This window comes from Halomarina pelagica (assembly GCF_024228315.1).
In the GTDB taxonomy this organism is placed as follows: Archaea; Halobacteriota; Halobacteria; order Halobacteriales; family Haloarculaceae; genus Halomarina; species Halomarina pelagica.
Genome location: NZ_CP100458.1, coordinates 1 through 22,146, shown reverse-complemented (window position 1 = coordinate 22,146; position 22,146 = coordinate 1). Strand labels below are relative to the sequence as shown.

Genomic DNA, 22,146 nt, shown 5'->3' with positions numbered 1-22,146 from the left:
GTTACGCCCTCCCGCTGGCGTCGCCAGCAGTTACGATCGGCACGGAGCGTACCCGGTCGCTCGTTCGACGGTACTGGGTTCGGCGACCGGTCCAAAACTCTTCGATGAGCGTCGCGAGACGGTCCGCTGTGACTACTTCGCAGTCGCACTCATCCAACCCTCGAATCGAACTCCGGACGTCGTTGAGTCGCGTCTCAAGCGTCTCACGTTGCTGCTGTTCAATCTCAACCTCAGACAGGCCAGCACTCTCCGCACCGAGTATTGCGAGCAAACCACCCACATAGGGAAGTGATTCCAACTTCGCAACAGCCCCGCGCTCAGCGAGCTGGACATCGCGAACGCTGACGGGAACGAGGATATGGTACTCGCGGACACTGGTTCCACGCGCTTGGAACTCGGCAGGAAGTCTCGTCTGGTAGACGTCAATGATGTCTTCCAGGGACTCGTTGGCAGTGACGTCGGGATCATCGAGACGGTCGCGGTAGCTTGCAGTAATCTGTTCGGGATCGACTGACCGAGCACTACTGTGAATCTGGATCGGGAATTCCAGGGTGTTGAGGGCGCTCCCGAGTGCGTCGGCGGCTGCGTTCCACTCGTCATGCGTGGCGAGCGCCATGTTCGCTGGTTCAATGCGTACACCGGCAACGAGGTGTCCATCGAACCGCTCCAGCGAATTTGACTCCGGGACGAATCGGGCGACATGCGTAAGGGTCTCAGTCTGTGCCGGGGGTGTTGGGCCAACTGCCGTCTTCGTTTTCTCACGGCGGGTGAACGCAGCGATTCGCTGCAGCCAACGCTGTGGCGTCAGGTGGTTCGGCGTGATGTAGATGATCGCGGCGGTCACGAGGAAGACCCCGATTGCCCCGATCACCCCGCCGAGCATCGCCAACGTCCCGCCGAGGCGGGAAGCCATGGTGACGATGAGCAGTGCGATGATCATCGCTGGGAGGAACAGTTTGAGGTCCTCCAGGCTGTAGTTGATATCGACACCGACGATTTCGTCGGCGGCGCCAAACTCATCGAGGATGCGTCGTTTGGGGTCGCGATTGCGGTTACTCATAGCTGTCGTCTTGGTTGCGTTGTTGTGATGTGGAATCGGTCGCGGTGGTTTGCTGGCGGTGCTGTGGTTCTGGCGGCCACTGGTCGTCCCAGGGCCACACGCGGTCGATGCCGGTTCTGACGTGCTGCATGAGGCGGGCACCCCACGAAGTCCGTCGTTCTGCGTAGCGACGGAGAACGTAGAAGAGACCAACAAGGGGGGCCGTGATGGTAGCGAGATCAAGCATGATCGGCGAAAGAATTGCACTCGTATCGAGCAGCGTGGCTGCTCCGCCGACGAGAGCGACGAAGAGTGCGTAGCGAGCAGCGAATACCCACGGAGCGGGATTCACTGGCTGCCCATCGACGTCGCGGTCCTCGCGAAGCGCGTATCGAAGATAATAGGCGACACCGGCAGCGCCCACCAGCCAGAGAACGAGCGCACCGAACAGCATCCCCGACGGGAAGACGTCGTGCCTCACTAGGACCCAGTCAAGGGCCCCGAAGAGGCCCCCAATGGCGAAACCGGCGACGAACTGCCAGCGTGGGCGGGCGTAGCTGATTTCAGGTGTGTCGCCTCGTCGACGCTGATCGCGAAAGAGTTCCCGCTCGTACGCACGCTCTTGTTCGAAGACGTGAACGAGATAGCCAATGCCGAGAGCGGCCAAACCTATTCCTGGGAAAGTAAACAGTACCACAGTGGCAGACTCGTACAATTCAAATGTAGCCTGAGTCCACGATAGACCGGCCTGGGGTGAGACGAATAACGTGCCAATGAGTCCGGCGAACGTGCTACCCAGTGCGATTAATATTCCAACCAGGATTGCAGCGACAACAGCTCGTCGAAGAACAATTAGTCGCCCAGTGTGGGCGAACAACCGAATTCTTTCTTTGGTATCTCGGAGTGTCGCTTTTCCAGAAAGGAGAAACAATCCATTGGATTCATTCTTGAGGCGATTCGCCTGCCGGACGTTCCGTTCAACAACCCGCTCGTCTTCCCATTCTAAACAGTCGAAACAGACTGTAAAGTGGTTCTCGACGCGGTCTTCTTCCCGCTGGTCAGGTTTCAGAGGGTGCATCATGTAATTAACACGCCCTCTGGGATGGGTGACTGCACCACAGACTTGGCAATTGAAATTGTCGCGCTGACCTACTCGGTCGACCAGCCGGTCATCATTCCCTAAATTCGATTCGTCAAGAAGAGGGAGATCAGTCCTGATTCGGGTTGTTAATCTTTTAAATACTGTCCGAATACGTCCAGATGACGAAGAGGCTGATAGGGACATGGAGTTGGGAGCACCTTGTTGTGCTAAGTTACGATTTCCGCTCGTTCCCTCGGAACAGCGACGGTGCCATACCTGATTGACTTCTTTCTGAAGCTGTTCTTCGTCTTTTTGCAGACAATCGTGGCAAACTGTGACAAGATTCTCGACGCGATAGTTGTCCGAGTGAACAGGGACGGCTGCAAGACCGTGCTCTGTTTTTGGATATCCAACGGTTCCACAGAGCTGACAAATGTGATGATCTCGCTGAAGCGCCGAATCGCGAGCCGCCTGATAGTCCTGTTCGTCTGTCATCGGTTGCGGGTACTCTCGACGGTGTTGATGCTGTCCTGATGCTGCCGTTCATACCGTGCTCGGCGGTACTCACCATCCTGTACTACATCCCGTACATCGTAGGCCTCGTCATTCGCCTCATCATAGGCGAGAACCGGCTCTTCAGCCTTCTTCGCTGCAATCGTGTTGAATCCGCCTTCATCGAGCAACCATCCAGAATTAGATGGACCTTGGCTAAGTGTCCTGAATTCGCCTCGACCATCGAAGTATCCGGCATCGTATCGGTCTTGATCCAGCTCTGTTCGAGCAGTCGCCTGCTTGAACTCGACATCGGCCGGAACACTCTCAGCGTACGCTTGCGCTGAGCGGTCAGTGACTCGTTCCCAGTCGGCCGAATTCCCAGAACCACTCGTGGAGCTGGCTGACGCCGAATTCGTCGAGGTAGACTGCCCACCAGCGGAATAGGTACCACCGGCCCCGTTGAACGCCGGAGCTGGCGGACTACGTCCACCGGGACTCGACGAGCCTCCAGTACCAATCGACCCGGCGATGGATGCCCCGTCAGATCCGTTGAGAGACCCACCGAAACCACCTCCGTTGTCACGAGAGAACGGTGATCCCTCGAGTGGGTCGACCGTCCGGCCAACGCCAGCATTCCGCGTAGGACCGCTCGATGACGACCCACCAAGACTCGGGCGCTGGAGGCGACCACGGAGTCCCTTGGCTCCTCGGGACACGTTCATCGCCGTGGCCGCACCGAGGGCGCCCGCCGCGAACATGGTTAATGGTCGCATCTTCCGCGCCCCAAGGAATAAGAATAAGGGCGAGATGAGCGCCGTGAACCACATCACCAACAAGAGGATGATGTACGTCGGGACGCCCGCGATCGAGGCGATCGGTCCGCTCAGCGAGCCACGAATCGCATTCAACACTGGGTAACCCGCTCCGAGGATGATCGCCGTCGGAACGGGCATGAACGCTGCCGGTGCGAACAGCGACCGCAGGAATTCGCCCTTCTGGGCAAACCACTTGAAGATCCAGAAGTCGGGCATCGAGATCGCGATGAATAGCGGGTACGCTGGCATCAACACGAACGGGGCGAGGAACGACAGGCCGAACACGAGCAACACGAGCACGAACAGAACGCCCGACGAGAGGTACAGCACGAGTGCGGTGATACCTGCGCCGACGGCGGCCTCTGCGAGTGACTCGAAGCCCGTGATGATCTGCTCGCCACTCGGCGCGAACGTGACGGCGATGCCCAACGTGAGATGAAGGATGAGCGCACACCAGATCCAGGAGGCCAGGATGCGGAACAGTGTGAACCAGCCCTCCAGCATCTTCTTCCGCGACTGCATTACCGGGGCCATTCGCGACGGCAGGAACGCAGTGAGCCGCATGATGAGCATCATGAACGCCCAGATTGCGATTCCCGCGGGCAAGCCGACAGTCAACCAGAGGTCGTACACTGCGCCCATCGGCGGGTTGGTCGGTCGCTGAACGAGCTCCATCTCGCCATTCTGAAGCGGGACGGGCCGACTCACCAGTATCTCGACGAACGTCTCAGCGCCGTTCTGAAGCTTGGTGAGCACCGAATCGGCAAGCCCGTTGATGAACCCGCCGATGACCGTACCGAATCCCTTGTGGATGCCAGTACAGACCGCGCCCTCAACGGATCCCATCCCAGCGCAGGGACCGCTCGCGTTCCGCGTGCCATTCGGTGGGGCGGACGCGTTGGAGCTGGTCGTACTATTCTCATCGTCTTCACTCGCGTTGGCGAGCGTCGCGGAGGCGCTACTCGTGGTCGTAGTGTTGCCTGTGGTGTTCCCGCCCGCCGTCGTTGTCTCGTTGCCAGGTGCTGCCTGAACGAGGGGCAGAGCACTGGCTCCGAGAAGAAGTGCGAGCACGAGTCCGACGACGAGTGGCGCCTTGTTCATCGTATGGTGAGTGGGGAGGTGGTCAATCGTTACGTGGCCCGTTTTCGAGGGTTAGAAGAACGGGACAATGTCCACGCAGTTGGCCAGCCCCACACCCGTGAATCCAATGAACATCTGCATGATCAGGGCGAATAGCGGCGTCGTGACTGATGCAAACGCCGCCCGATTACGCCAGTTTTTGATCGCTTGTACTGCCTGGGGGTCTTTCGGGAACCCCGCTGCGTTGTGCAGGACGTACGAGAGAATTGCGCCGCCGATCATCAGAATCCCGACGACGAGCGGGGCAGCTTGGTTGATCGTATTTGCGAGCGGTGTTCCACAGATACCACTCCCAACTGGTTCACTCGACTGCGCAGCGACGGGGGCGACCATCCCGAGAAACACTACGAAGGCCGTCAGGAGAGACGTCTGTGCATAGCCCACTACTCGACTCGTCTGCGAATCGGTGGCGACAGCGACGGCCCCGAGCGTTAGTGTGATCTGCTCACAGCAGGTGTCGATACAACTGGTTGACGACGCCTCAGTGGGGTTCGAGGGCATCGCACCACACAACGTGCGAGACGGTAACAGGCGTAGTGGCGGTATTGTTCGTCCCCCAGCTTTCTGACACGAATTATATCGTGTATCGGATTAGCTGTCACGTTCAAAGAACTGGCTCAGCGCCTTGCGCTCGGCGACGCGAAGATGTTTGTTCAGTGTTGACTGGGCGATATCGAGCCCATCAGCGAGTTCTTCGCCCGTCGTCTCACGCGGCGTCTCGAAGTACCCTGAATAGTAGGCTGTTTCCAGCACCTCGCGCTGGCGATCGGTCATTTTGAGCGCAGCCTCTAACTCCGCGAGAGTCTGTGTTGACTGTCGCTCATCGCGTCGAGCGACCAGATCGGCTGTTGGACACACTTGCTCAAAGGCCTCCGCAAGAAGACGAACATCACCCTCCGGCGGCAATTCGACGATAAGCCTCCCCGTCTGCTCCGTTTCCGGACGACAATCTGCAGTCGAGGCTCGAACGACAGCACCGCGATCATAGAAGAGCGACCCGAACCAGTCCTCCGAGAGCGTGAGTTCGATGAAGCAACTAGGTTGAGTTTCATCGGCTGCCAGGACCCGACTCTCGAGAACCGCAGAGACATCGGAGACAAACGTTTCGATCTCTTCGGGGGACGTCCCCCCAATCGAATAGAGAGCGCTGTACGCACCGTCCTCACAGGTCGTCGCACGGTCGAGCGTGACGTCACTATCGGTGTTTGCAGCCAGCCGGTAAAACAGAGGAAAAGTGGATGCATCGGACGATGATTCGGCTGTGGTTGTCGGTGTAAGATTGAATTCAAGCTCCGTCATCCCTTCAGAGATGAGCGCCTCCCGTCGCTTGATCGCCGTCATCGCGTAGCCAATCGTCTCGCCGAGCTGGGCGAGGATTTCTTGCTCCTGGTCGTCGAACGCATGCGGCTGAACAGCATCGATCGTCAACACACCGTGAGTCGTGCCACTGTAGGTGAGCGGGACCGCACACGTTGCCTGATAGCCGCGGGTGAGTAGTTCCTGACACCAGTTTGGATACTCGTCGTCACTGTCAGGGCGGTCAGCAAGGCACTGATGCGCATAAACCTCTCCCGTGTGAAAAGCGGTACTCGCAGGATGAGTTGAGACGGTTTCAGCAACGCGAATGTCGAGATTCGTCAGATAGCTTGCGGTCTCCTCCTCGCCCGTGTGTGCCCACGTTCGGGGTGTGACGGTCTCGGTGACGATTGCGGGTTCGCTAATCCAAGCAAAGGCGTAGGGATCAACTGCTGTCAGTCGATCACAGACAGCCTGTTCGACGCCACTACGCGTGGGTTCCTCGAGGATTGCCTGCTCGATCTCCCGCATAACCGTCTGGAGACGCGTCAGATGCTGGACCTCACGTCGGTGTTCTTGGAGCTGCTGTGTTTGGTCGATTCGATCGAAGGCTGATTCGACGTACGTGGCGAGCAGTTCGGCGAACTCGATATCCTCGTCCGTGAAGGCATCCTGTTCTGGAAGTCCGATGATCATTACCCCGTGGTCGCCGAGCGGGAGGAGAATCTCACTCCGAATCGGTGTTTCAGTATTGTAGACATCGTCTTGTGTCGTGACGTCTCCCATGTAGACCGGCTCACCCTCGGCGAAGACACGCCACGCAATACTGGGTGTGCCTGTCTCGGAGAACGATGGGAGCCCATCGAACAGCTCGGTCGCTTCGGTTGTGCCTGCCGCTGGCTGCAGTGATCCGGAGGACTCTTCGTAGAGATGAATCCCCATGATAGGGAAGGCGAGTACCTCCCGAGCTGCGTCGACAGCGATGTGACTCATCTCGGATTTCGTCGTCACCTCAAAGAGCTGGTGTGTCGTCTCGCGGAGCGTGGCGAGCACTTGTTCACGCTGTGGTGCCCCTGACCCCCCGTCCGTGGACACAGACGTCAACGATGTACTGTGCTGCTGCTGGAGTACCTGATATCGAGTTTTGACAGCAGTTTTGATACGGTGTGCAAGACGTCTCGTTTGGTCGGGCCCATCCTTACGGAGATATGCAGTGACGTCTGCATCGATTGCGCGTTCCGCGAGAGCCGCTGACGACCCAGTGAAGAGCAAGAACGGGAGATGGGGATAGTCGTGTCGAACCGCTTCGAGGATATCGAGACCAGTGAGCTCCGTATTCGGGAGGTCGTACTCACTCACGATACAGTCAAGGTGTGCGACGGTGGTTGAGTCGATGAGCTCGTCGGGAGCGGGAAGCATCACCGAGAGGTCGTCCTGGTTGTCGAGGGTAGCCGCGATTTGCTCGGCGAATCCCGAGCCGTCGAGGTATGCGATTTGGATTGGAGTTGCCTGTTCGGGGAACGAAAAGCTGGAACCTCCGCCAGTATTAGTATTTCCGTTGGGGTGGGTCTGCCAAGCCGTCTGAAGGGTATTTTGGGTCTCGAGGTGGTCAGACGTCGTGTAGTGAGGCTCCGACGAGGGATCGTCAGGCGGGGACATGTGTTGAGGGAGTGGTTGAATGCGCCGAGATTGTGTTACGAAGTGGTCAATTCCGGAACAATCATTGCATCCGTGTGTTTGTGTGACATACACCCGTCTTGATGTATAAATCTACGCCCCGAAGACCAGAGAGAAAGTATCGTCGACTGCCGTGTTCCCCCTCATATCCTAGAGAGATGCTCGACGATCAAATAGAGTAGTTATGAAAAGAAGGACAAGACTGAGCTCATGAACCATCTCGTTTTGCCTGAGAGTTAGAGATGAGTGTTAGCCCATAGTTTTCCAATCTTCGTAAGATCTGTACGATACCGATTTCCTTCTGGTGTCCGAATGATGTAGCCCTTTGATTCGAGTTCCCGGACATTGTACTGCACTCGGCTTTGAAACGAAGAGTCATATTCGATCTCCAGAGTCGAAGCTAACTCCGTCGCTAGCTTCGATGTCGACGCAGTCGCACCATGAGCATGCAGAAACTCGAGAATTAGTTCTTCGAACTCACGGAGATCAGCGACAGGTGGTGCGGGAAATTCCACGTGAAGATTGCCATTCATCGGCTCCGCACCTCGCGTTACGCCATAATTCCGAACTTCGTCCATAAGTTCCGAAAGGCGTTCAGCTCGTTTTTCCATTTCTAAATCACCACGTTCTGACAGCCGCTCTTCCAAGAAATCATGCTCGCGTTCAAGTTCCTCAATAAGATCCAGCACCAAGTACTGTCGCGGCGCCACGTAGTACGTATGGAGTTGCTCCCGGAGTTCAGAGGACTCAGCAACGAGCGTACTGGCAGCCGTTGCGAAAGCAAAAGCAACGGTTCGTGGCATCGATGAGATGTTCACATAAACATGGTTCCCCGCATCGAGCTCCTCTAAAAACGAGAGATAGGCGTATTCGAACATCGTCTCATATTCGTAGATATCTTGAATATCAACCTGTTCTTGAGTTGTTGGAATACCCAATATTTTATCGAATGCTTCAGCAAGACGCGCTGCCATTCGTTCCGCAAGTTCACCAGCCTCTGAGTTGTCATCCTTCGGTGAAGAATGCAATAAAATAACACGATCAGCGGGGAGATCAGCTCCTTGTGAGATGGGTTGAATGAGCCGCTCGAAATCAAACCCGACCGGGATATAATGGACGTGGTCTGTCATGGATTTGCTCTTGTGAATCGAACTAGTTATAGAAGAGTATAGCTGATTTGATTTCAGTAATAGAGCGTCTTTGTGAAGAAAATTGCTAGTAGAGGGCATCACGAGTGGTTTTGCGCGAAATGCTTATGTAGTCTCAAAAGAGAGTCATAACCGGTGCCATCGGAAAAACGCAAGCACCGACGACGTGTACCATGACTGAGGCCGACGAGTCTTCCCGATCTACGTACAGACATCATGCGAGTGAGAGAACCGTTCCAACCGGTATGCTCGCTCGCATTGAGCGTGACCCTTTACACGAACAGATTTTCAGCGATCCATCTGTTTCCAATGGAGTTGTGCTCGATTTTCCAGACATACTCAAATTGGCAGACGCAGGGATTGCTGCCAAAGAGTACCTATCACCGGAGATTCCTCTCGCTTCCACGACAACCGTTCACGATAGCTTCCTGCACGATCTTCACCTGACACAGGAAGAGAATGCGGTGCGTACTGTCGAGCCCGACTGGCACTTCGCGTTCGACGTACCGACGTACCGAGATGAGGACATGGCCTCAGCACAGCGTGAACAAAACATCGACAACTATCGGAAGGGGGTTTCATGCCTCTACGAGCGACTCAAAGGGACACGAACGACGATCGTACCGTTACTCAAGGCCGTATATCCCGAAGAGATACGAGATTCCTTCGAGGGAATAAAGCACATCTGTGATGGCGTAATTGCGGTATATGTCGGGCAATTCTTTGGCCCCCATGTCGGCAATCGTCACAAAGAAATGGAACGATGGATTTGGCAAATTGATGCAATTTGCAACCCATCGGGTATCATCCTCATCGGTCTTCTCTCACCGCGCTACCTCGCAGCTCTCCCGGGGTCGGTGATTGCAGCTATCGGAAAGCGGTATTGGATGCGCAAAACGGAGTTTCGAACCGCCTCGCTGACTACTACACGTCGTCGCTGTCGAGTACTGCAAAATAGAGTCCAGAAGCGGCTTTCGACGGGCTATACTCAGCAAACTATGTCACAATTCACAGCATCGGAGGTGCACGCAGATGGGTAACACGTATCGAAGCTCGTTTGACTCGGGTAGCGAAACAGACGAGACGGATCACCGTCTCCCGGACGAGCTGCTCGATGATGATCAACAGGAAATCACCGACGTCGAAGCACCAGAGGAGGAAGAAGGAGGCGTCGATCAGGAATTCTCACCGGCAGAACGACAAAATCATCAACACGGTGGTGGAGGTAGTCCGACCGGCGCTGTCGGCCACGGCGCTTCCATAGATGTTGACACTGAGGAAAGCGGTACCGAGGTGGAAGAGGATCATTTAGAAGAGGTGGATGAAGAGAACGCTAATGAGAACACAGAGGAAGAGGAATTACCCGATGCTGGCAAAAACGAATCGGGGCTGCTCAGTCCAGTCATCGAGGGTGTACTTGAACTCGCTCGCGGCCAGACCACACTCGATACATCCGGTCGAGGGATTCCAGGATCGAAACTCAAGTCGTGGTCAAAGTCAGGACCAAGGCGTACACCGAAAGAAACGTGCGACCGCCTTCGTCGGACTCTGAACACAAGCGAGGAGCTCACTGAACGCGCTGGTGTCGAATATCGCGTATACCTCCAAGGGTCGTACAAGAACCACACAAACATCCACGGTGACAGCGACGTCGACATCGTAATCCAGCTGACGTCGCCATACCGTGCTGATAGCGACCGCTGGCTCGCAAACGGCGACAACATTGCGAAGAATGGATCACGGGTCGAGTACGGATTTGAGGACTTCAAGGCCGACGTGGTTGCTGCCCTCCGAAAACGCTACGGTCACGATGCCGTCACAGTTGACGACAAGGCAATCAAACTACACGCCAGAGATTCGACACTGCGTATTGATGCAGATATCGTCGTTAGCCAGCGTTATCGGCCTGATAATGGCCCCGAGGCAATGTGGTTCCGCTCATCGTCGAACCGAGCAGTCGTAAACTATCCTGAACGCCATTATCGAAACGGCGCCGAGAAAAACCGCGAGACGGATGGTCGATACCGTGAGACGGTGCGGATGTTCAAGCGCGCTCGTACGTACCTGATTAAGAAAGGTCGGATCTCGAAGGATAACGTACCGTCATACTTCCTTGAGTGCTTGCTCTACAACGTACCGAACAAAGCCTACACCGAGAACCACCAGGAGCGGTACGTTAGCATTGTGAATCACCTCAATAACAACAAAATCAATCTGCAGCAGTTTACCTGCCAAAACGGGCAGCAGGACTTGTTCGGTTCACAGTCGACGCAATGGGATGAGCGCAAGGCAAAGCGATTCATCCGCGAGCTGATCCGGCTGTATCAGAACTGGTACGACTACTAAGGAGGCTTTTAGCGCGATAATGCCGATTCCGGAATCCCAGCTTGAGACGTGGACAAACTACGAAAGCGCCGCAATCACATCTGCAAAAGAGACTCACGAGAAAATCCGTGAAACACTCGCTGACCCAGATTGTATCCTCCAACAGGATGATCGTGAATTTATAACGAAATTACAAGGTTCGTATGCTAATACAACGCTCGTACATGGAAGCGGAGATGTCGACATCCTCGTCAAGCTAACCGAAAGCTACCGACGAGACCTCTCAGGACTCAAAACGACCGAGCGGGAGCGGTATCTGGAGCACCGGACTTCTGCCTCGTACGGCTGGAGCGAGTTCCGTCGCGACGTGATTTCTGTACTTGAAGGAAAATACGGAGCTAACGCGATCACAGAGGGTGAGAAGTGCTTGGAGGTGGAAGCCTCGTCACTCCCCTTGCCAGCAGATGTTGTTGTCTGTCAGCAGTACCGGCAGTACAGAGGGTATCAGTATATCGGCGATGATGACTATGAGGAGGGGATCGTATTCTGGACACAAGATGGTACAGAGATCGTCAATTTCCCTCAGCAGCACATTGACAATGGGGCGACGAAGAACGATTCAACTGATGGCCGTTTCAAGCCGACTGTTCGGATGTTCAAGAACGCGAGGAATAAACTCGCTGACGATGGTGAAATAGACAAGAGTACAGCTCCATCGTACTTCATCGAATGCTTGCTTTACAATATTCCCGCCAGCGAATACACGGCCAATCTCCAAGATCGATTCACTTCGATTCTACTCTATCCTGTTGAGAGCGATTTAGAGCTAAGCGATTACCAGTGTCAAAACGAAATTCAATCACTCTTCGGTACTGAGACGACACAATGGACCCCAGAAGCATTCATTGAATTCTATGCCGCTCTTGTCGATTTGTGGGAAAATTGGTAATCTAAAGGGATACCGATAAATAATCAGATATTATACAAGAAAACATGCATACGTACTCAACTGACAACGAACTTCGCCCGAAGATTCTTGGTGGAATTGGTGTCATTTGTTACATCATCGTCGGTCTTCTGAGCGCTGCAGTTTCTTTCGCGACGCAAAACCTCGCGATTGGTGTTGCGATCGGTGTGCCTTCATGGGGTGTCGTGTTCGCTATTGGGCTGAAACTCTTCGATTCGTGGCTTTGGGATACAGCACCTGTACGTAGACTCCGTCTTGTGAAAGCCCCGAATCTTAGCGGTGAATGGGAAGGTTGGATTGGTACCTTCTATGACGGAGACATAGAGATTCCAGAATATGCGGTTCACGCCGAAAATGATCCAGAGGAAGAGTACACGCGATTGACTGCGACGCTCACCGTTGAACAGACATGGCGGAAAATCGGGATACATCTCAAAACTAAACAATCGTCGTCGGATAGTGAGGGAGCTACGATTCTAACAACAGAGGGGAAGTGGCCAAGTTTGAATTATCAATACGAAAACAATCCTCCTCCAGATACACCCGAAACAATGCAAATGCATCACGGAACAGCGGATCTCGAACTAAAAGAGACACCAGACAAGGATATCCTCGAGGGGATATACTATACTGGTCCAGGTCGCGATAATCACGGTCTGATGTGGTTTAAGCGAGTTGAATGAACAAACAATATGACACCTTGTTCGTTGGTTCAGCTGTACTCGACTTTTCGATAACGCATACTCAAAGCCCAGTATTATCGAAATCGCCATCAACCTCTGCGAGTGCCTCCGTCGCGACATCTCCCAGTTCACCGGCTTCGATATGCGAGTATCGTTCACGGACCATCTCTTCTGAATTGTCGAGATAGCGAGCTGCGACAGTATACCCGAATGCACGAACAAGGACCTCACCCATTCCACGCCTCCCACCGTGCGGTGCGAGGTAGTCGTGCTTTGGATGCTCAATATCGATGTCAGCAGCCGCTGTGAGGCGCTGTAGGAGGGACCGCGCACCATCAGTCGTTAGCGATGGCGGACGAATGTCCTCCTCAAGAAACAGCAGAAGATCACGAGCGTACTCCTCACGGCGGTCGTCGATAGCATCCGGCCGAAGGCCCCTGTCAGCTAGCTCCTCTCGTAGAAGCGTCGCGAGCGTCCGCTGGTCGAACGTTGGGAACACAGGCCATCGGTCCAATGGTGGGTCCATGAGCTTCCAATAGCTGCGTAATGGTGAGATCACCGGGTCAGGAAGACTCGCGGCGTCCCACTGCTGTTTCTTCCGGTAGACATCCATACTCCCGTCCTCGAGGTCAATCTCTTCCCACCGGACGCCACGACGACGCGGGTCGCTCGGATCCCGAAGAAGCTCCCCGACTCGAACAGCAGTGTACGCAAGGACGAATACAAGCGCTCGGTCTCGTGCCGCTTTTAAGGCCGTATACCGCGCTCGTTGTCTATCAAGTGGATCGGCATCATTGGGAAGTGTTGTGAATGCCTCAATGGCGTTACGAGCTTCTTCGTCGACATAGCGCGTCAGCGCGTGACGCTGCTCGGGCGTCCAGGCCTGCTGATCGCCGGGCTTGCGACCGTCGTCTTCGGGGAGTGGCGCTGTCGCGCTCGCCCGCTGGGCGTAATGAGCGTCCAAGTAGCCCTCGTTCACGCACCACCCGCACCACGCAGAGATATAGCGGTAGTAAGTTTGCACGGTGTTCTGCTTGAGTCCTCGATCGCCAGCGAGATAACGAGCGTACTCACGGAACACTTGCTCGTCGAGGTCCTCGAAGGCAGGCTCTCGGTCGACATCGTTGGGGATGATGCCGGTCCAGTCGTCTCGACCGCGGTCGCCGGTGGCCCACTCAGCGAACCGTTCGAGTTCGCGAGCTGCGTTCCGGCGGTAGTTACCACCCACACCGCCACGGCCTTTCCCTTTATCTTGGAGGTATCGATCGAATGAGCTGGCGAGTGAACGGTCGCGAGGTGTGGTGTTCGGGTTACCACCTGGATGTGGATCGAACATCGGTCAGTTACTGGCCTCGGCGCGGTCTGTTTCAGGTGCTAGGAAGTCCCATTCGCGGATAGCAAACCCGATGGTCTGGCTGCGCCGCTGGAGATGTTCCCAGTCGCATGCAACCTCACGTCGACGATTCTCTTCCTCCGGACCGAGACCCTCCTCTGCAAGGGTCGCACGGAGCTGGTTCGGTGACTCGACTCCAAATTCGTCTTTCCAACCTCGAATCTGCGCGTTCATCTCGACAAGTCGATCGGTCAGCTCCTCGACGGTTCGACTGCTGTCACGAAGACGTATCGCTTCTCGCATCGCTTGCTGGCGGTAATCCGGATAGTACGTAGTGTGGGGCCCGCTATCGACTCGGCGGAGGATGGCATCGTCGACGAGGCGATCAAGGACGCGTTTGGTTGGTTCGTGTGACCATCCCGCCTCCGAGGCGATCCAGTTCGCGGTACGGGGTTCGGACAATTGTCGGGCGACCATCCGGACGCGGTCTTCACCCCTTGTCTGACGCTCCTTGAGTCTTGTATCTGGTTTTTCGTCGTGATTGTTCATGTATGGTCCTCCAGATCGAGTCTTAATATAGATTGAGGGAGTTCGTCCTATTTCGAATTCCTCTTTTCGTCTCCAGACATACTGTCATCGAAATTCTGCTGCAGTAATCGCGTTGAGATAGTCCACACTAACGTATCGATATTCAATTCGGCCGCGGAACCCATGTTCTGGGAGGAGTGTTTCAGCAGCTCGCCCGGCTGGCTTGTCAGTCGTTAGGAGAACAACCGAGTCTGCTTGATCGGTGTCGATCAACTGGGCAGCTAGTCCAACGAGTGCCGTGTCCGCCTTCTCGATGAGATCCTCGTTACGGTCGGTTTCATTGGCGATAAATCGGCGGGCCTCGTCCATCACCGTCGAAATGAGCGGATTGGTGTAGTCGAGTTCCTCGGCCACGACGATCCACCCCTCCTCGAACCCATCGGGATAGGGAATGTTGCCGGAGGGGTACTCGTCAGCAGCTGGATCGCCTCCGAGTTCTTCGTAGACACGCTGTGGGATGTGCAATGCGACGTCCGCTTGCTTGAGTGCGCGACGAAGTCGTTGAAACTTCTCTTTGTCCGGGCCACCACACCGAACGAAGACGCCAGTATCGGCGACATAGACGGTCGTCATGCAGCAGTATCAGCGAATTCTTCGGCGACTGGTTCGAGTGCTTGGAGGATGATTTCGGCTTCAAGCGGAGAGAGATCGAGTTCACGCGCCGCAATTCGGCTATTGACCGTGCCGTCGAGGTACTCGTACGCATACGTGAGGGCTACAGCAAGGCCATCAAGGCCGTGGCGCTCGATGTAAACGTCGATATCCTCGTTTTCGCCACGGCGTGCAGTGGCTGCGATAAGTGCTGGCGTAATCGTCTGGGTCTCTCCATTTGTCGAGAGCGTGAGCGAGATAGACTCCGCATCATACTCAAATGGACGTTGATCACGGGTTTTCTCGACGAATCCAGCTGCTTCGAGCTTCTGGACGTAATCGTAGGCAGTACCCTGAGGGATATCGAGCTCGTCGACGATATTGGCGACAGTCACGGGGCCGTTCTGGAACGTGTAGAGATAAATCCGAGCAAGTGCAGGCGTCTCGAGGAGGTCGACGACTGTCTGGAGCTGCCGAATGGGTGGCCGACCCGGTTGTGGTGGTGAATGCGCCATCTCAATTATGAGTTATGGACAATTCGTAATAAGAATTCCGCCGACCGCCATTTCCAACACCCGAACAGGAAGAAAGCGCCATAGAACCAGTCTAAAGGGGGTATTTGCCAGTTACGCTCTGTCTATAGAATATTCTATAGTAAATCCTTTAGCGAAATCGTGGACATAGTATCATGTGGATAAAACTTGACCCGTTACACACCATCGTTGGATACCCTACCCGTCGATTACATCCAGACAGACATTCACACCAAGACTGGTACTGTCAAAGAATAACTGGGGAGGCTGGGCAGCGCGTCCCCATTCCAATAAGGAATAATTCAACACTCCGACTGCTATTGCTTGCAGACCTCAGCGGATTGGTACTGTTCTGGGTTGTGGTGGTCGTACTGAGAGTGATCACACCGCGGTACAGCGTCGTCTCCGACTACATCAGCAGAATTGGTGCCGTCAATGCACCCTACGCTATCGTTCAGAGGGCAAGCTTCGTCGTGTTCAGTTGGAGCGTCCTTACATTCATATTCGGCTTAGCTCGCGGGACACACCTGTACTGATCGATGATGCCACTCACATCATGGGAACTCCAGCAAGTCATATCGTTCGTGAGAAACTTCACAGTGCATTGCTCAGCACGACCGTGCAATCCGTGATCCGGTCGCGTTGTTCAGCTACCAGTCCAGTCCCGATACGGAATCCTTCCTCGCCGTCCGCCTCGATCGTTACCTCTTGGTACGGTGTCGTCAGCACCGTGTCGTCCTCTGTATAGAAGTGCGCGATAGCAAACAGTGTCACGTCGACGCTGTTCTCGTTCCGAATCTCTCCGACTGCAGCATGGTCCCGCTCTCGGTATTCGCATTCGGCGACCTCCAAGCCCCGTAGATCGCCCGTTCGTGGCGGCCTTGAATCGACCTCCCACTCGGCCCGAAGCTCGGGTCGTTCATCGACCTCCTCGGAACACGTCAGCACCACCGGGAGCGCCGGGGCGGAGTAACCTTCCCCGTACTCGATGTTGTAGTCGAACAGGTTCGTCCGGTGTTGGCGCCGTGGCGGACGCGTCTCCCAGCGTGCGCCGGGTAGCAAGGAAAACGCGGAGAACGTCACGGTCCCAATGATTTCCTCGGCCGACTCCGACTGGACGTAGAGTGTGGCCTTCGCCTCGACCGAGCGCCGACCGTCGAGTCGGGGGGGAAGGCACAAATTCGCGACGGGAGCCATCCGGATCTCCGTTGGGGAGTCAGACGTTGTCTCGATCTCGGTTCTGAGGAATGAGACCTCGGACCGGCGAACGTCGGTCTCGAGTGTCGAGTCGAGCACGGCGATCCCGGCGGTTTTCAAACCGGCGCCGATCTTGGCAACGGTCGCCCCCCACGAACGCCAGAAGCGCGGTCGTCGGTTGCGAATTTCGATATCGTCATATCCGACCTCGATCTCGACCTTCCCCCGTCGAGGCCCGTACGTCCGACACCCGATGGCGTATTCCAGTTCGTATGTTCGGAACTGCTCAAGGTGAACATCTCCGTAAAAAATGGAAAATTCGGAGCCGTTGTAAAGCAGATCATCGACGAAGATGTGGTCGATCTCCCCAGGCGCCAGGAAATACGTCTGGATGTCGTGGCGCACGTTCAGGACTGTGTCGACCGCCCGTTCTGAATCCGTGGCTTCATCCGTTTCATCGGGCTTGTCTTCGTTATCTGACCCCTCTCCTTCGGCGGATTCCGTGTCATCCTCATCTACTGGATCAGTGGCGGATGAGGTAACCGTCCATTCCCGTCGACGACGCTGCTCCCCGAAGCCCCAGTCGTCGGCCCTGAGCTCGATGTAGACGTCCTCTGCGTAGCGAAGGCCACGGTTGGCAAGCTTGAACGTCAGCCCGCTATGTATCCCATCGTCGCGGAGGAAGCTATCCCGACCCTCGACCTCGAGCAGGACCCGCGGACGCTGAATAACGAACTTATAGATCGCGATGAGTGCCGTGATCAGGCCAAAAAGCCCGATAACGACCTGTAGAACTGGGGGAATTACCTGCGCCATATCGCTCGAACCATGTTTGAAAGGCCTGTCAATTAGGAATACCGTTTCATCGGCCTGACCAAGGTACATCGGAAATTCGATGCAGTCCGAGATTCGCCTCGACCACAGCGTCCCGATGGGTCCGAACGGTCGCCGTGGAATTCCCGACGACGTCAGCGATTCGGTCTTGCGTGACTGGATACCCTCACTCCTGGCCAGCCAGGTAGATGCAAGCCGCTACGAATCCGGTAGGTTGAATCCCCGTCAAGAGGCCCACGTTCTCACCGGCTTCGGCAAGTTCAAGGGTCCGGCGACGAGTCCCCTTTGGCAGGTTTAGCGTCGACGCGAACCGACACGAATGCGCTGGGCTGCATTGGCTTCGCTGGAAGCCCTAGCTCCCGATTGAGTACCGGGTAACCATTCTCGACGCTGTCGACATCGACTGACGCAACGGTCATGACCTCCCCGATCGTCTGCGGGAGCCCGTTGCATCGACAGGCTGTGTAGACGTTACCCCTGCGGTGGCTTCAATGGAGCGACCGAGAAGCAAGTCATCAGGGGATGCCAGAGTTTGTGCTTGACCGACAGCGGCGGGGTGCTTCAAATTGGTCGTGATTATTGGTGTAATCATGAGCAATACTGATTCTGGGCGTATCAGCTGAATTCACTAGTTTTGAGCCGTGTACTCCTGACATTGACTACTATAAACTGCATAATGATATAGAAATTGTTTGGGTGGCCACCCTCTGATTACTCAGATAGGAAACGTTCCGTCTCCGGCTCTTCGATCTGATAGAATCCCGTCTCGTTATCGTGCTCGATCCATCGGTAGAACTCAAGATCAGTCAGGAAACGGACGCCATCCTTCACGACGAACGTAGGGGTGACGTTCGATACAACGAGGGGACGTACCTCCATTCTGTTCCACGATTCCGGCACATAGCGCTCTTCACGTTTATTATGTTCTAGTTCAAGAGAGGTGAATCGCGAACCGGATGCGAGAGCCTCCCATGCCGCTATCTTTTCGGTGAACGGTTTGCCACTCGCTTTTCGGGCGGAGCCCTCCGGGACCTCTTTGAAGATGCGCCGATTGAACTCCTCGTCCAGTTCTAGGATACCCTTCGCACGGCCCATTCCAGGTGGGGGCATCATGTATTTCATCTCGATGAACAGGAGTTCGCCCTCTCGCTCGACGATTAGGTCGATCTCGTTCTTGTCTCGGCGGGTGATTTCCGCTCCCCGATAGCACTGAAGATCAGACTTTGAGAGGTATTCATGGAAATTACGTTCGTATATCGGTCCCCGCCGTGCCGTCTCCTCAGCGAGGAGTTGATGGCTCGCCTTCTCCTCTCCATTCTTCAGCAAGGGAAATATTTGAAATTTCAAAAGTCGCGCGTATAGGCGAGGGTAGAAGATAGCCGGGAGGAGATGTTCCCTAGACCGTCGGAACCCGTCCCGTGTCACCTCCTGAAGCACACGGAGTTCAAACAACATTGGGTGGGCCTCTGCGTCGTCCTCCCGAACAACAAGGTCCGCGCGAACATCAGGCCAGACAGAGCCGAACGCGGCTTTCCCCGCTCGGTTCACCCGCGCAGGGTCCAACATCGCTACATACCCCGTCTCTTTGATTCCCTCGTGTGCTTCCGGTGGTATCAGACTATCCAGCCGAGCAAGGAACTCCTCAAGCTGGAATACCGTTACAGAGTCGTCAAGGAACGTCTTGTACGTACGATCAGTGAACTCGTCTAGTGATCCGAGGAGTCGGAACTGGATGATAAACTGGTACCACTTCTTAGCGAACTCTTTGGATATCTCAGGGTCGCCGATATCTGCGTCTCGGCCCGCACGCAGGTTATCCTGGACGAAAGAGAAATCCTCGTAGCTCTCTGGTACCATTCCAACCGTGCTCTCAAAACAGCGGTTGAAGCAGAGCCCGTATTCCGAGGTTACCAGGCGATGGGTATTGAAGAACTGTTCCGCTAGGGTTGGAGCGTCAACCTCTCGTATAGCGAGTTTGAGCTGCTCTCGAAGCCATTTTAACTCATGAATCACCGTGTCGTATCCCGATAGAAGTACTCCCAAATCCCCATCAATATCAGCAGGGTCGCTAACGCGCTTCTCCCCGCCGAATTCCTGAGTATAGTACGACTTTAGCAGGTAGCTTGTGTATTGTATATCGGACACAGGGAAGCCGTCCGACGATTCTTTCTGGAACACGTTGGCGATGCTGTTCAGCCGAGTCATTAGAGTAAGCAAGAAATTCGGCTTACTGTAGTCACTAACGAGATCGTAGAGTTCCTCATCGGTGAAGTGGTCCTCCAAGAGATACGATACCTGCGCGTCGACAATGCTGTCCCATTCGACGAACTCTCCAGCACATCGAGCGCAATAGAGTCTCCCGTTATCGGAATCGAAGATGAGAAGCTGGCCGCACTGGGAACAGGGCATACGCGGTTTGAGAGATTCAATTCATCTGTATTAATCTGTCTACAACAGGGTCATTGCTAACCGATGTTTGGTGGAGCAGTGAGAAGGGATGATCAGCCGTCACATAGCCAACGTGTTATGAAAGGTACGCATCATCATTTTCACGGGACTTAGTAGCGTAGTTGCTAAGAGAGTGGCTAGCTATAGGATTACCTAAAGAAATCACAATAGGTGATGCTATAGGAATGTCGATAGTCGGAGTCCCTCTATTTGCATTTATCTTGAGAGCACGAAACAGCGTAGAGCCCGTGGTTCGTTCTTCCTATCCAGCTCATCCGAGATCTGTCTCTACAAGAGAGCCCGACAGTCAGAGCGATTCGGAGTTCATCGGGGATTCATTCTCATAGCGATATGCAGGATAATCATCGGCCTATTTGGACTATAGATATTTGAATAGGAAATTCTATAGAAATTGCTATAGACGAGAGTGAAACACAGTAGCGTGTTGCTGGCAAGAATGCAGCGACCAGAGTTTTCCGAAAAAGTAGTACCACTCATTACATGATGGAGGTGAAGTCCTATAGGAAGAGCTATAGTATATCCAATAGAGCGTTAATTTTCGGGGTGAAGAGAGGACAAACTACATATAGGGAACCCTATAGGCTAATCTAGAGTCCTTTTGTCGCCTGTTTCCGAGCGGCTTCTCTGACCGCTTCGAACTCATCCGGGGCTGCTTCCTGAAATCCAAGGCGTAACGCGAGTCGCAAAATATCGCTCCGATCAACTTCCCCCTCATCAAGATCAAGCTGGCGCTGAAGCGCGTGGCCAACGTCCTCCATCCGGTCTGGATTCGCTTCTAGCGCTCGGATAAACGCGGCCAAGTGACCGTCCCAGACGCTAATTGTTTTCTGCTGTTCACCGGCTTCAATGGCTTCCAGTTCGTCAAGGATATCCTCAACGAGTCCACGTTGTTCTTCTTTGGCAGCCGCTGAATCGATGCGATCGCCATGTGACGTCTGTTCGCGTAGGGCAGCAAGTTCATCATCTTCAGACATGGCCACCGCCTCCTAAGCGAGCAAGAAGGGTTTCCGCAGCGCCCAGATATGCCTCCCGCGCACTCTGGGCAGTCGTCGACGGCTCCTCGAGAGCGAATGCCGTCATGCCGCGCTGAGCGGCGTTGCGAATATCTTGCGAGTATGGAACGTAGTCTGGAGCAATCGCATCGGGGTATTCAGACTGGAATGCAGCAAGGTACTCTTCAGCGAGATTCGTTCGGGTGTCAACCTTGTTCGGGAGTACCAGTGCCAAGTCGATGTCGACGGCGAAGTTGTCAGCAATCTTCCCTAAATCACGGCGCAGTGCATCGGCCTGCTCGGCTTCAAACGGACCCATTTCTACAGGCGTTATAACGTGTCGTGCGGCCCAGAGACCGTTATACGACACATTATTCGTCATTCCCGGGAGATCGACGAGGACGACGTCGTACCCGAGTGGATCGACGTACTCGTCGAGGAAGTGCTCCAAGCGACTGTACCGTTCGCGTGCATCGTCGATGTTGCCGAGTTCGGAGTCTAGCGTGTCAAGACCTGGATGGGCAGGAATGAGGTCTGGGCCTTCGTCGGTCGCGACGACGAGATCTGCGACAGCATCATCGCCAAGCTTCTCGGCGATGGTCCCCCATGCGTCGTCAAAAACCGTGCTGATGTTCGGCCACGCCTCATCGGTGTCGATGCGTTCTCGATACTCACACCAGACCCCGAAGTGCTTTGCCAGATCACCTTGCTTTCCCGCGAGATCGAGAAGGAGCACCTGGTGCTCTAGCTCACTGAGCGCGACGCCAAGATGCGCAACAGTCGTGGTTTTTCCTGTGCCACCTTTGTCGAGAAACGCGGCGGCGCGAAGTGTATCGCTCACTGAAAGTCACCTATAGCGTTTCCTATAGTGGATGCTGTAGTCTTAAATCTACGTCAGACACACGCAGTATCTCAAATATAGGAATATCTATAGAAAAACATA

The 22,146-nt window shown here is 54.9% G+C and carries 19 protein-coding genes and 1 pseudogene; 5 read left to right on the top strand and 15 right to left on the bottom strand.

Annotation, left to right across the window (positions count from 1 at the left end; all coding sequences use genetic code 11):
• Position 1: 1 nt before the first annotated feature.
• The 6 genes from NKI68_RS22715 to NKI68_RS22690 form a co-directional block, all read right to left on the bottom strand.
• Complete coding sequence (locus NKI68_RS22715; RefSeq protein WP_254547375.1) at positions 2-1,060, bottom strand: TraC-like domain-containing protein; 1,059 nt, start codon at positions 1,058-1,060, stop codon at positions 2-4.
• Positions 1,053-2,615, bottom strand: a complete 1,563-nt coding sequence (locus NKI68_RS22710) for an MFS transporter (RefSeq protein ID WP_254547374.1) — start codon at positions 2,613-2,615, stop codon at positions 1,053-1,055. The genes NKI68_RS22715 and NKI68_RS22710 overlap by 8 nt, the downstream gene beginning before the upstream one ends.
• The gene (locus NKI68_RS22705) at positions 2,612-4,531 is read right to left on the bottom strand and encodes a TrbL/VirB6 family protein (RefSeq protein ID WP_254547373.1); all 1,920 of its coding nucleotides are present in this window, start codon (positions 4,529-4,531) and stop codon (positions 2,612-2,614) included. Before NKI68_RS22705 ends, NKI68_RS22710 begins: the two co-directional genes overlap by 4 nt.
• A 51-nt stretch (positions 4,532-4,582) precedes the next feature.
• Positions 4,583-5,071, bottom strand: a complete 489-nt coding sequence (locus tag NKI68_RS22700; RefSeq protein ID WP_254547372.1) for a hypothetical protein — start codon at positions 5,069-5,071, stop codon at positions 4,583-4,585.
• A 90-nt stretch (positions 5,072-5,161) separates the two neighbouring features.
• The gene (locus tag NKI68_RS22695; RefSeq protein WP_254547371.1) at positions 5,162-7,525 is read right to left on the bottom strand and encodes a GAF domain-containing protein; all 2,364 of its coding nucleotides are present in this window, start codon (positions 7,523-7,525) and stop codon (positions 5,162-5,164) included.
• 254 nt (positions 7,526-7,779) lie between these two features.
• Positions 7,780-8,673, bottom strand: a complete 894-nt coding sequence (locus NKI68_RS22690) for an HFX_2341 family transcriptional regulator domain-containing protein (RefSeq protein ID WP_254547370.1) — start codon at positions 8,671-8,673, stop codon at positions 7,780-7,782.
• A gap of 191 nt (positions 8,674-8,864) precedes the next feature.
• Here NKI68_RS22690 and NKI68_RS22685 point away from each other — a divergent pair, with 191 nt between their 5' ends.
• Genes NKI68_RS22685 through NKI68_RS22670 form a run of 4 tightly spaced genes read left to right on the top strand, consistent with a single transcriptional unit; the run spans position 8,865 to position 12,666 of the window.
• On the top strand, positions 8,865-9,731 hold the full coding sequence (locus NKI68_RS22685) for a hypothetical protein (RefSeq protein WP_254547369.1): 867 nt from the start codon (positions 8,865-8,867) through the stop codon (positions 9,729-9,731).
• A complete protein-coding gene (locus NKI68_RS22680) occupies positions 9,724-11,037 on the top strand; it encodes a nucleotidyltransferase domain-containing protein (RefSeq protein WP_254547368.1) in 1,314 nt (437 codons plus the stop codon). Before NKI68_RS22685 ends, NKI68_RS22680 begins: the two co-directional genes overlap by 8 nt.
• A 19-nt stretch (positions 11,038-11,056) precedes the next feature.
• Positions 11,057-11,965, top strand: coding sequence for a nucleotidyltransferase domain-containing protein (locus NKI68_RS22675; RefSeq protein ID WP_254547367.1), 909 nt, complete (start codon positions 11,057-11,059; stop codon positions 11,963-11,965).
• Positions 11,966-12,009: 44 nt separating this feature from the next.
• On the top strand, positions 12,010-12,666 hold the full coding sequence (locus NKI68_RS22670) for a Cap15 family cyclic dinucleotide receptor domain-containing protein (RefSeq protein WP_254547366.1): 657 nt from the start codon (positions 12,010-12,012) through the stop codon (positions 12,664-12,666).
• A gap of 61 nt (positions 12,667-12,727) precedes the next feature.
• Here NKI68_RS22670 and NKI68_RS22665 read toward each other — a convergent pair whose 3' ends face one another.
• The 4 genes from NKI68_RS22665 to NKI68_RS22650 form a co-directional block, all read right to left on the bottom strand.
• A complete protein-coding gene (locus NKI68_RS22665; RefSeq protein ID WP_254547365.1) occupies positions 12,728-14,002 on the bottom strand; it encodes a tyrosine-type recombinase/integrase in 1,275 nt (424 codons plus the stop codon).
• A 3-nt stretch (positions 14,003-14,005) separates the two neighbouring features.
• A complete protein-coding gene (locus NKI68_RS22660) occupies positions 14,006-14,548 on the bottom strand; it encodes a DUF7342 family protein (protein WP_254547364.1) in 543 nt (180 codons plus the stop codon).
• An 84-nt stretch (positions 14,549-14,632) separates the two neighbouring features.
• Positions 14,633-15,160: a PIN domain-containing protein gene (locus tag NKI68_RS22655; RefSeq protein WP_254547363.1), complete on the bottom strand. Its 528-nt coding sequence runs from the start codon at positions 15,158-15,160 to the stop codon at positions 14,633-14,635.
• Positions 15,157-15,693 (bottom strand): DUF7437 domain-containing protein, encoded by a 537-nt coding sequence (locus tag NKI68_RS22650; protein ID WP_254547362.1) that lies wholly within the window; start codon positions 15,691-15,693, stop codon positions 15,157-15,159. Before NKI68_RS22650 ends, NKI68_RS22655 begins: the two co-directional genes overlap by 4 nt.
• A 173-nt stretch (positions 15,694-15,866) precedes the next feature.
• On the opposite strand from NKI68_RS22650, the gene NKI68_RS23870 reads away from it, so the two are divergent.
• Positions 15,867-16,247: a DUF998 domain-containing protein gene (locus NKI68_RS23870; protein ID WP_368410991.1), complete on the top strand. Its 381-nt coding sequence runs from the start codon at positions 15,867-15,869 to the stop codon at positions 16,245-16,247.
• Positions 16,248-16,305: 58 nt separating this feature from the next.
• On the opposite strand, the gene NKI68_RS22645 is transcribed toward NKI68_RS23870, so the two are convergent.
• From NKI68_RS22645 to NKI68_RS22630, 5 genes and pseudogenes are all read right to left on the bottom strand, one after another.
• On the bottom strand, positions 16,306-17,793 hold the full coding sequence (locus tag NKI68_RS22645; protein ID WP_254547361.1) for a hypothetical protein: 1,488 nt from the start codon (positions 17,791-17,793) through the stop codon (positions 16,306-16,308).
• Between the two features lie 115 nt (positions 17,794-17,908).
• Positions 17,909-18,052: pseudogene (locus NKI68_RS23865) on the bottom strand (transcription initiation factor IIB family protein); the annotation flags it as partial.
• Between the two features lie 401 nt (positions 18,053-18,453).
• Positions 18,454-20,151 carry a proline and serine-rich protein 1 family protein gene (locus NKI68_RS22640; RefSeq protein WP_254547360.1) on the bottom strand — a complete coding sequence of 566 codons (1,698 nt, stop codon included), beginning with the start codon at positions 20,149-20,151 and terminating at the stop codon, positions 18,454-18,456.
• A 647-nt stretch (positions 20,152-20,798) separates the two neighbouring features.
• Positions 20,799-21,185, bottom strand: coding sequence for a DUF8115 family protein (locus NKI68_RS22635; protein ID WP_254547359.1), 387 nt, complete (start codon positions 21,183-21,185; stop codon positions 20,799-20,801).
• On the bottom strand, positions 21,178-22,044 hold the full coding sequence (locus tag NKI68_RS22630) for a ParA family protein (protein WP_254547358.1): 867 nt from the start codon (positions 22,042-22,044) through the stop codon (positions 21,178-21,180). The genes NKI68_RS22635 and NKI68_RS22630 overlap by 8 nt, the downstream gene beginning before the upstream one ends.
• Positions 22,045-22,146 lie beyond the last annotated feature (102 nt).

Bases quoted from the DNA above. Each gene is read 5' to 3' on its own strand.
- NKI68_RS22715 (WP_254547375.1), bottom strand. From the start codon at position 1,060: ATGAGTAACCGCAATCGCGACCCCAAACGACGCATCCTCGATGAGTTT.
- NKI68_RS22710 (WP_254547374.1), bottom strand. From the start codon at position 2,615: ATGACAGACGAACAGGACTATCAGGCGGCTCGCGATTCGGCGCTTCAG.
- NKI68_RS22705 (WP_254547373.1), bottom strand. From the start codon at position 4,531: ATGAACAAGGCGCCACTCGTCGTCGGACTCGTGCTCGCACTTCTTCTC.
- NKI68_RS22700 (WP_254547372.1), bottom strand. From the start codon at position 5,071: ATGCCCTCGAACCCCACTGAGGCGTCGTCAACCAGTTGTATCGACACC.
- NKI68_RS22695 (WP_254547371.1), bottom strand. From the start codon at position 7,525: ATGTCCCCGCCTGACGATCCCTCGTCGGAGCCTCACTACACGACGTCT.
- NKI68_RS22690 (WP_254547370.1), bottom strand. From the start codon at position 8,673: ATGACAGACCACGTCCATTATATCCCGGTCGGGTTTGATTTCGAGCGG.
- NKI68_RS22685 (WP_254547369.1), top strand. From the start codon at position 8,865: ATGACTGAGGCCGACGAGTCTTCCCGATCTACGTACAGACATCATGCG.
- NKI68_RS22680 (WP_254547368.1), top strand. From the start codon at position 9,724: ATGGGTAACACGTATCGAAGCTCGTTTGACTCGGGTAGCGAAACAGAC.
- NKI68_RS22675 (WP_254547367.1), top strand. From the start codon at position 11,057: ATGCCGATTCCGGAATCCCAGCTTGAGACGTGGACAAACTACGAAAGC.
- NKI68_RS22670 (WP_254547366.1), top strand. From the start codon at position 12,010: ATGCATACGTACTCAACTGACAACGAACTTCGCCCGAAGATTCTTGGT.
- NKI68_RS22665 (WP_254547365.1), bottom strand. From the start codon at position 14,002: ATGTTCGATCCACATCCAGGTGGTAACCCGAACACCACACCTCGCGAC.
- NKI68_RS22660 (WP_254547364.1), bottom strand. From the start codon at position 14,548: ATGAACAATCACGACGAAAAACCAGATACAAGACTCAAGGAGCGTCAG.
- NKI68_RS22655 (WP_254547363.1), bottom strand. From the start codon at position 15,160: ATGACGACCGTCTATGTCGCCGATACTGGCGTCTTCGTTCGGTGTGGT.
- NKI68_RS22650 (WP_254547362.1), bottom strand. From the start codon at position 15,693: ATGGCGCATTCACCACCACAACCGGGTCGGCCACCCATTCGGCAGCTC.
- NKI68_RS23870 (WP_368410991.1), top strand. From the start codon at position 15,867: ATGTGGATAAAACTTGACCCGTTACACACCATCGTTGGATACCCTACC.
- NKI68_RS22645 (WP_254547361.1), bottom strand. From the start codon at position 17,793: ATGTACCTTGGTCAGGCCGATGAAACGGTATTCCTAATTGACAGGCCT.
- NKI68_RS22640 (WP_254547360.1), bottom strand. From the start codon at position 20,151: ATGCCCTGTTCCCAGTGCGGCCAGCTTCTCATCTTCGATTCCGATAAC.
- NKI68_RS22635 (WP_254547359.1), bottom strand. From the start codon at position 21,185: ATGTCTGAAGATGATGAACTTGCTGCCCTACGCGAACAGACGTCACAT.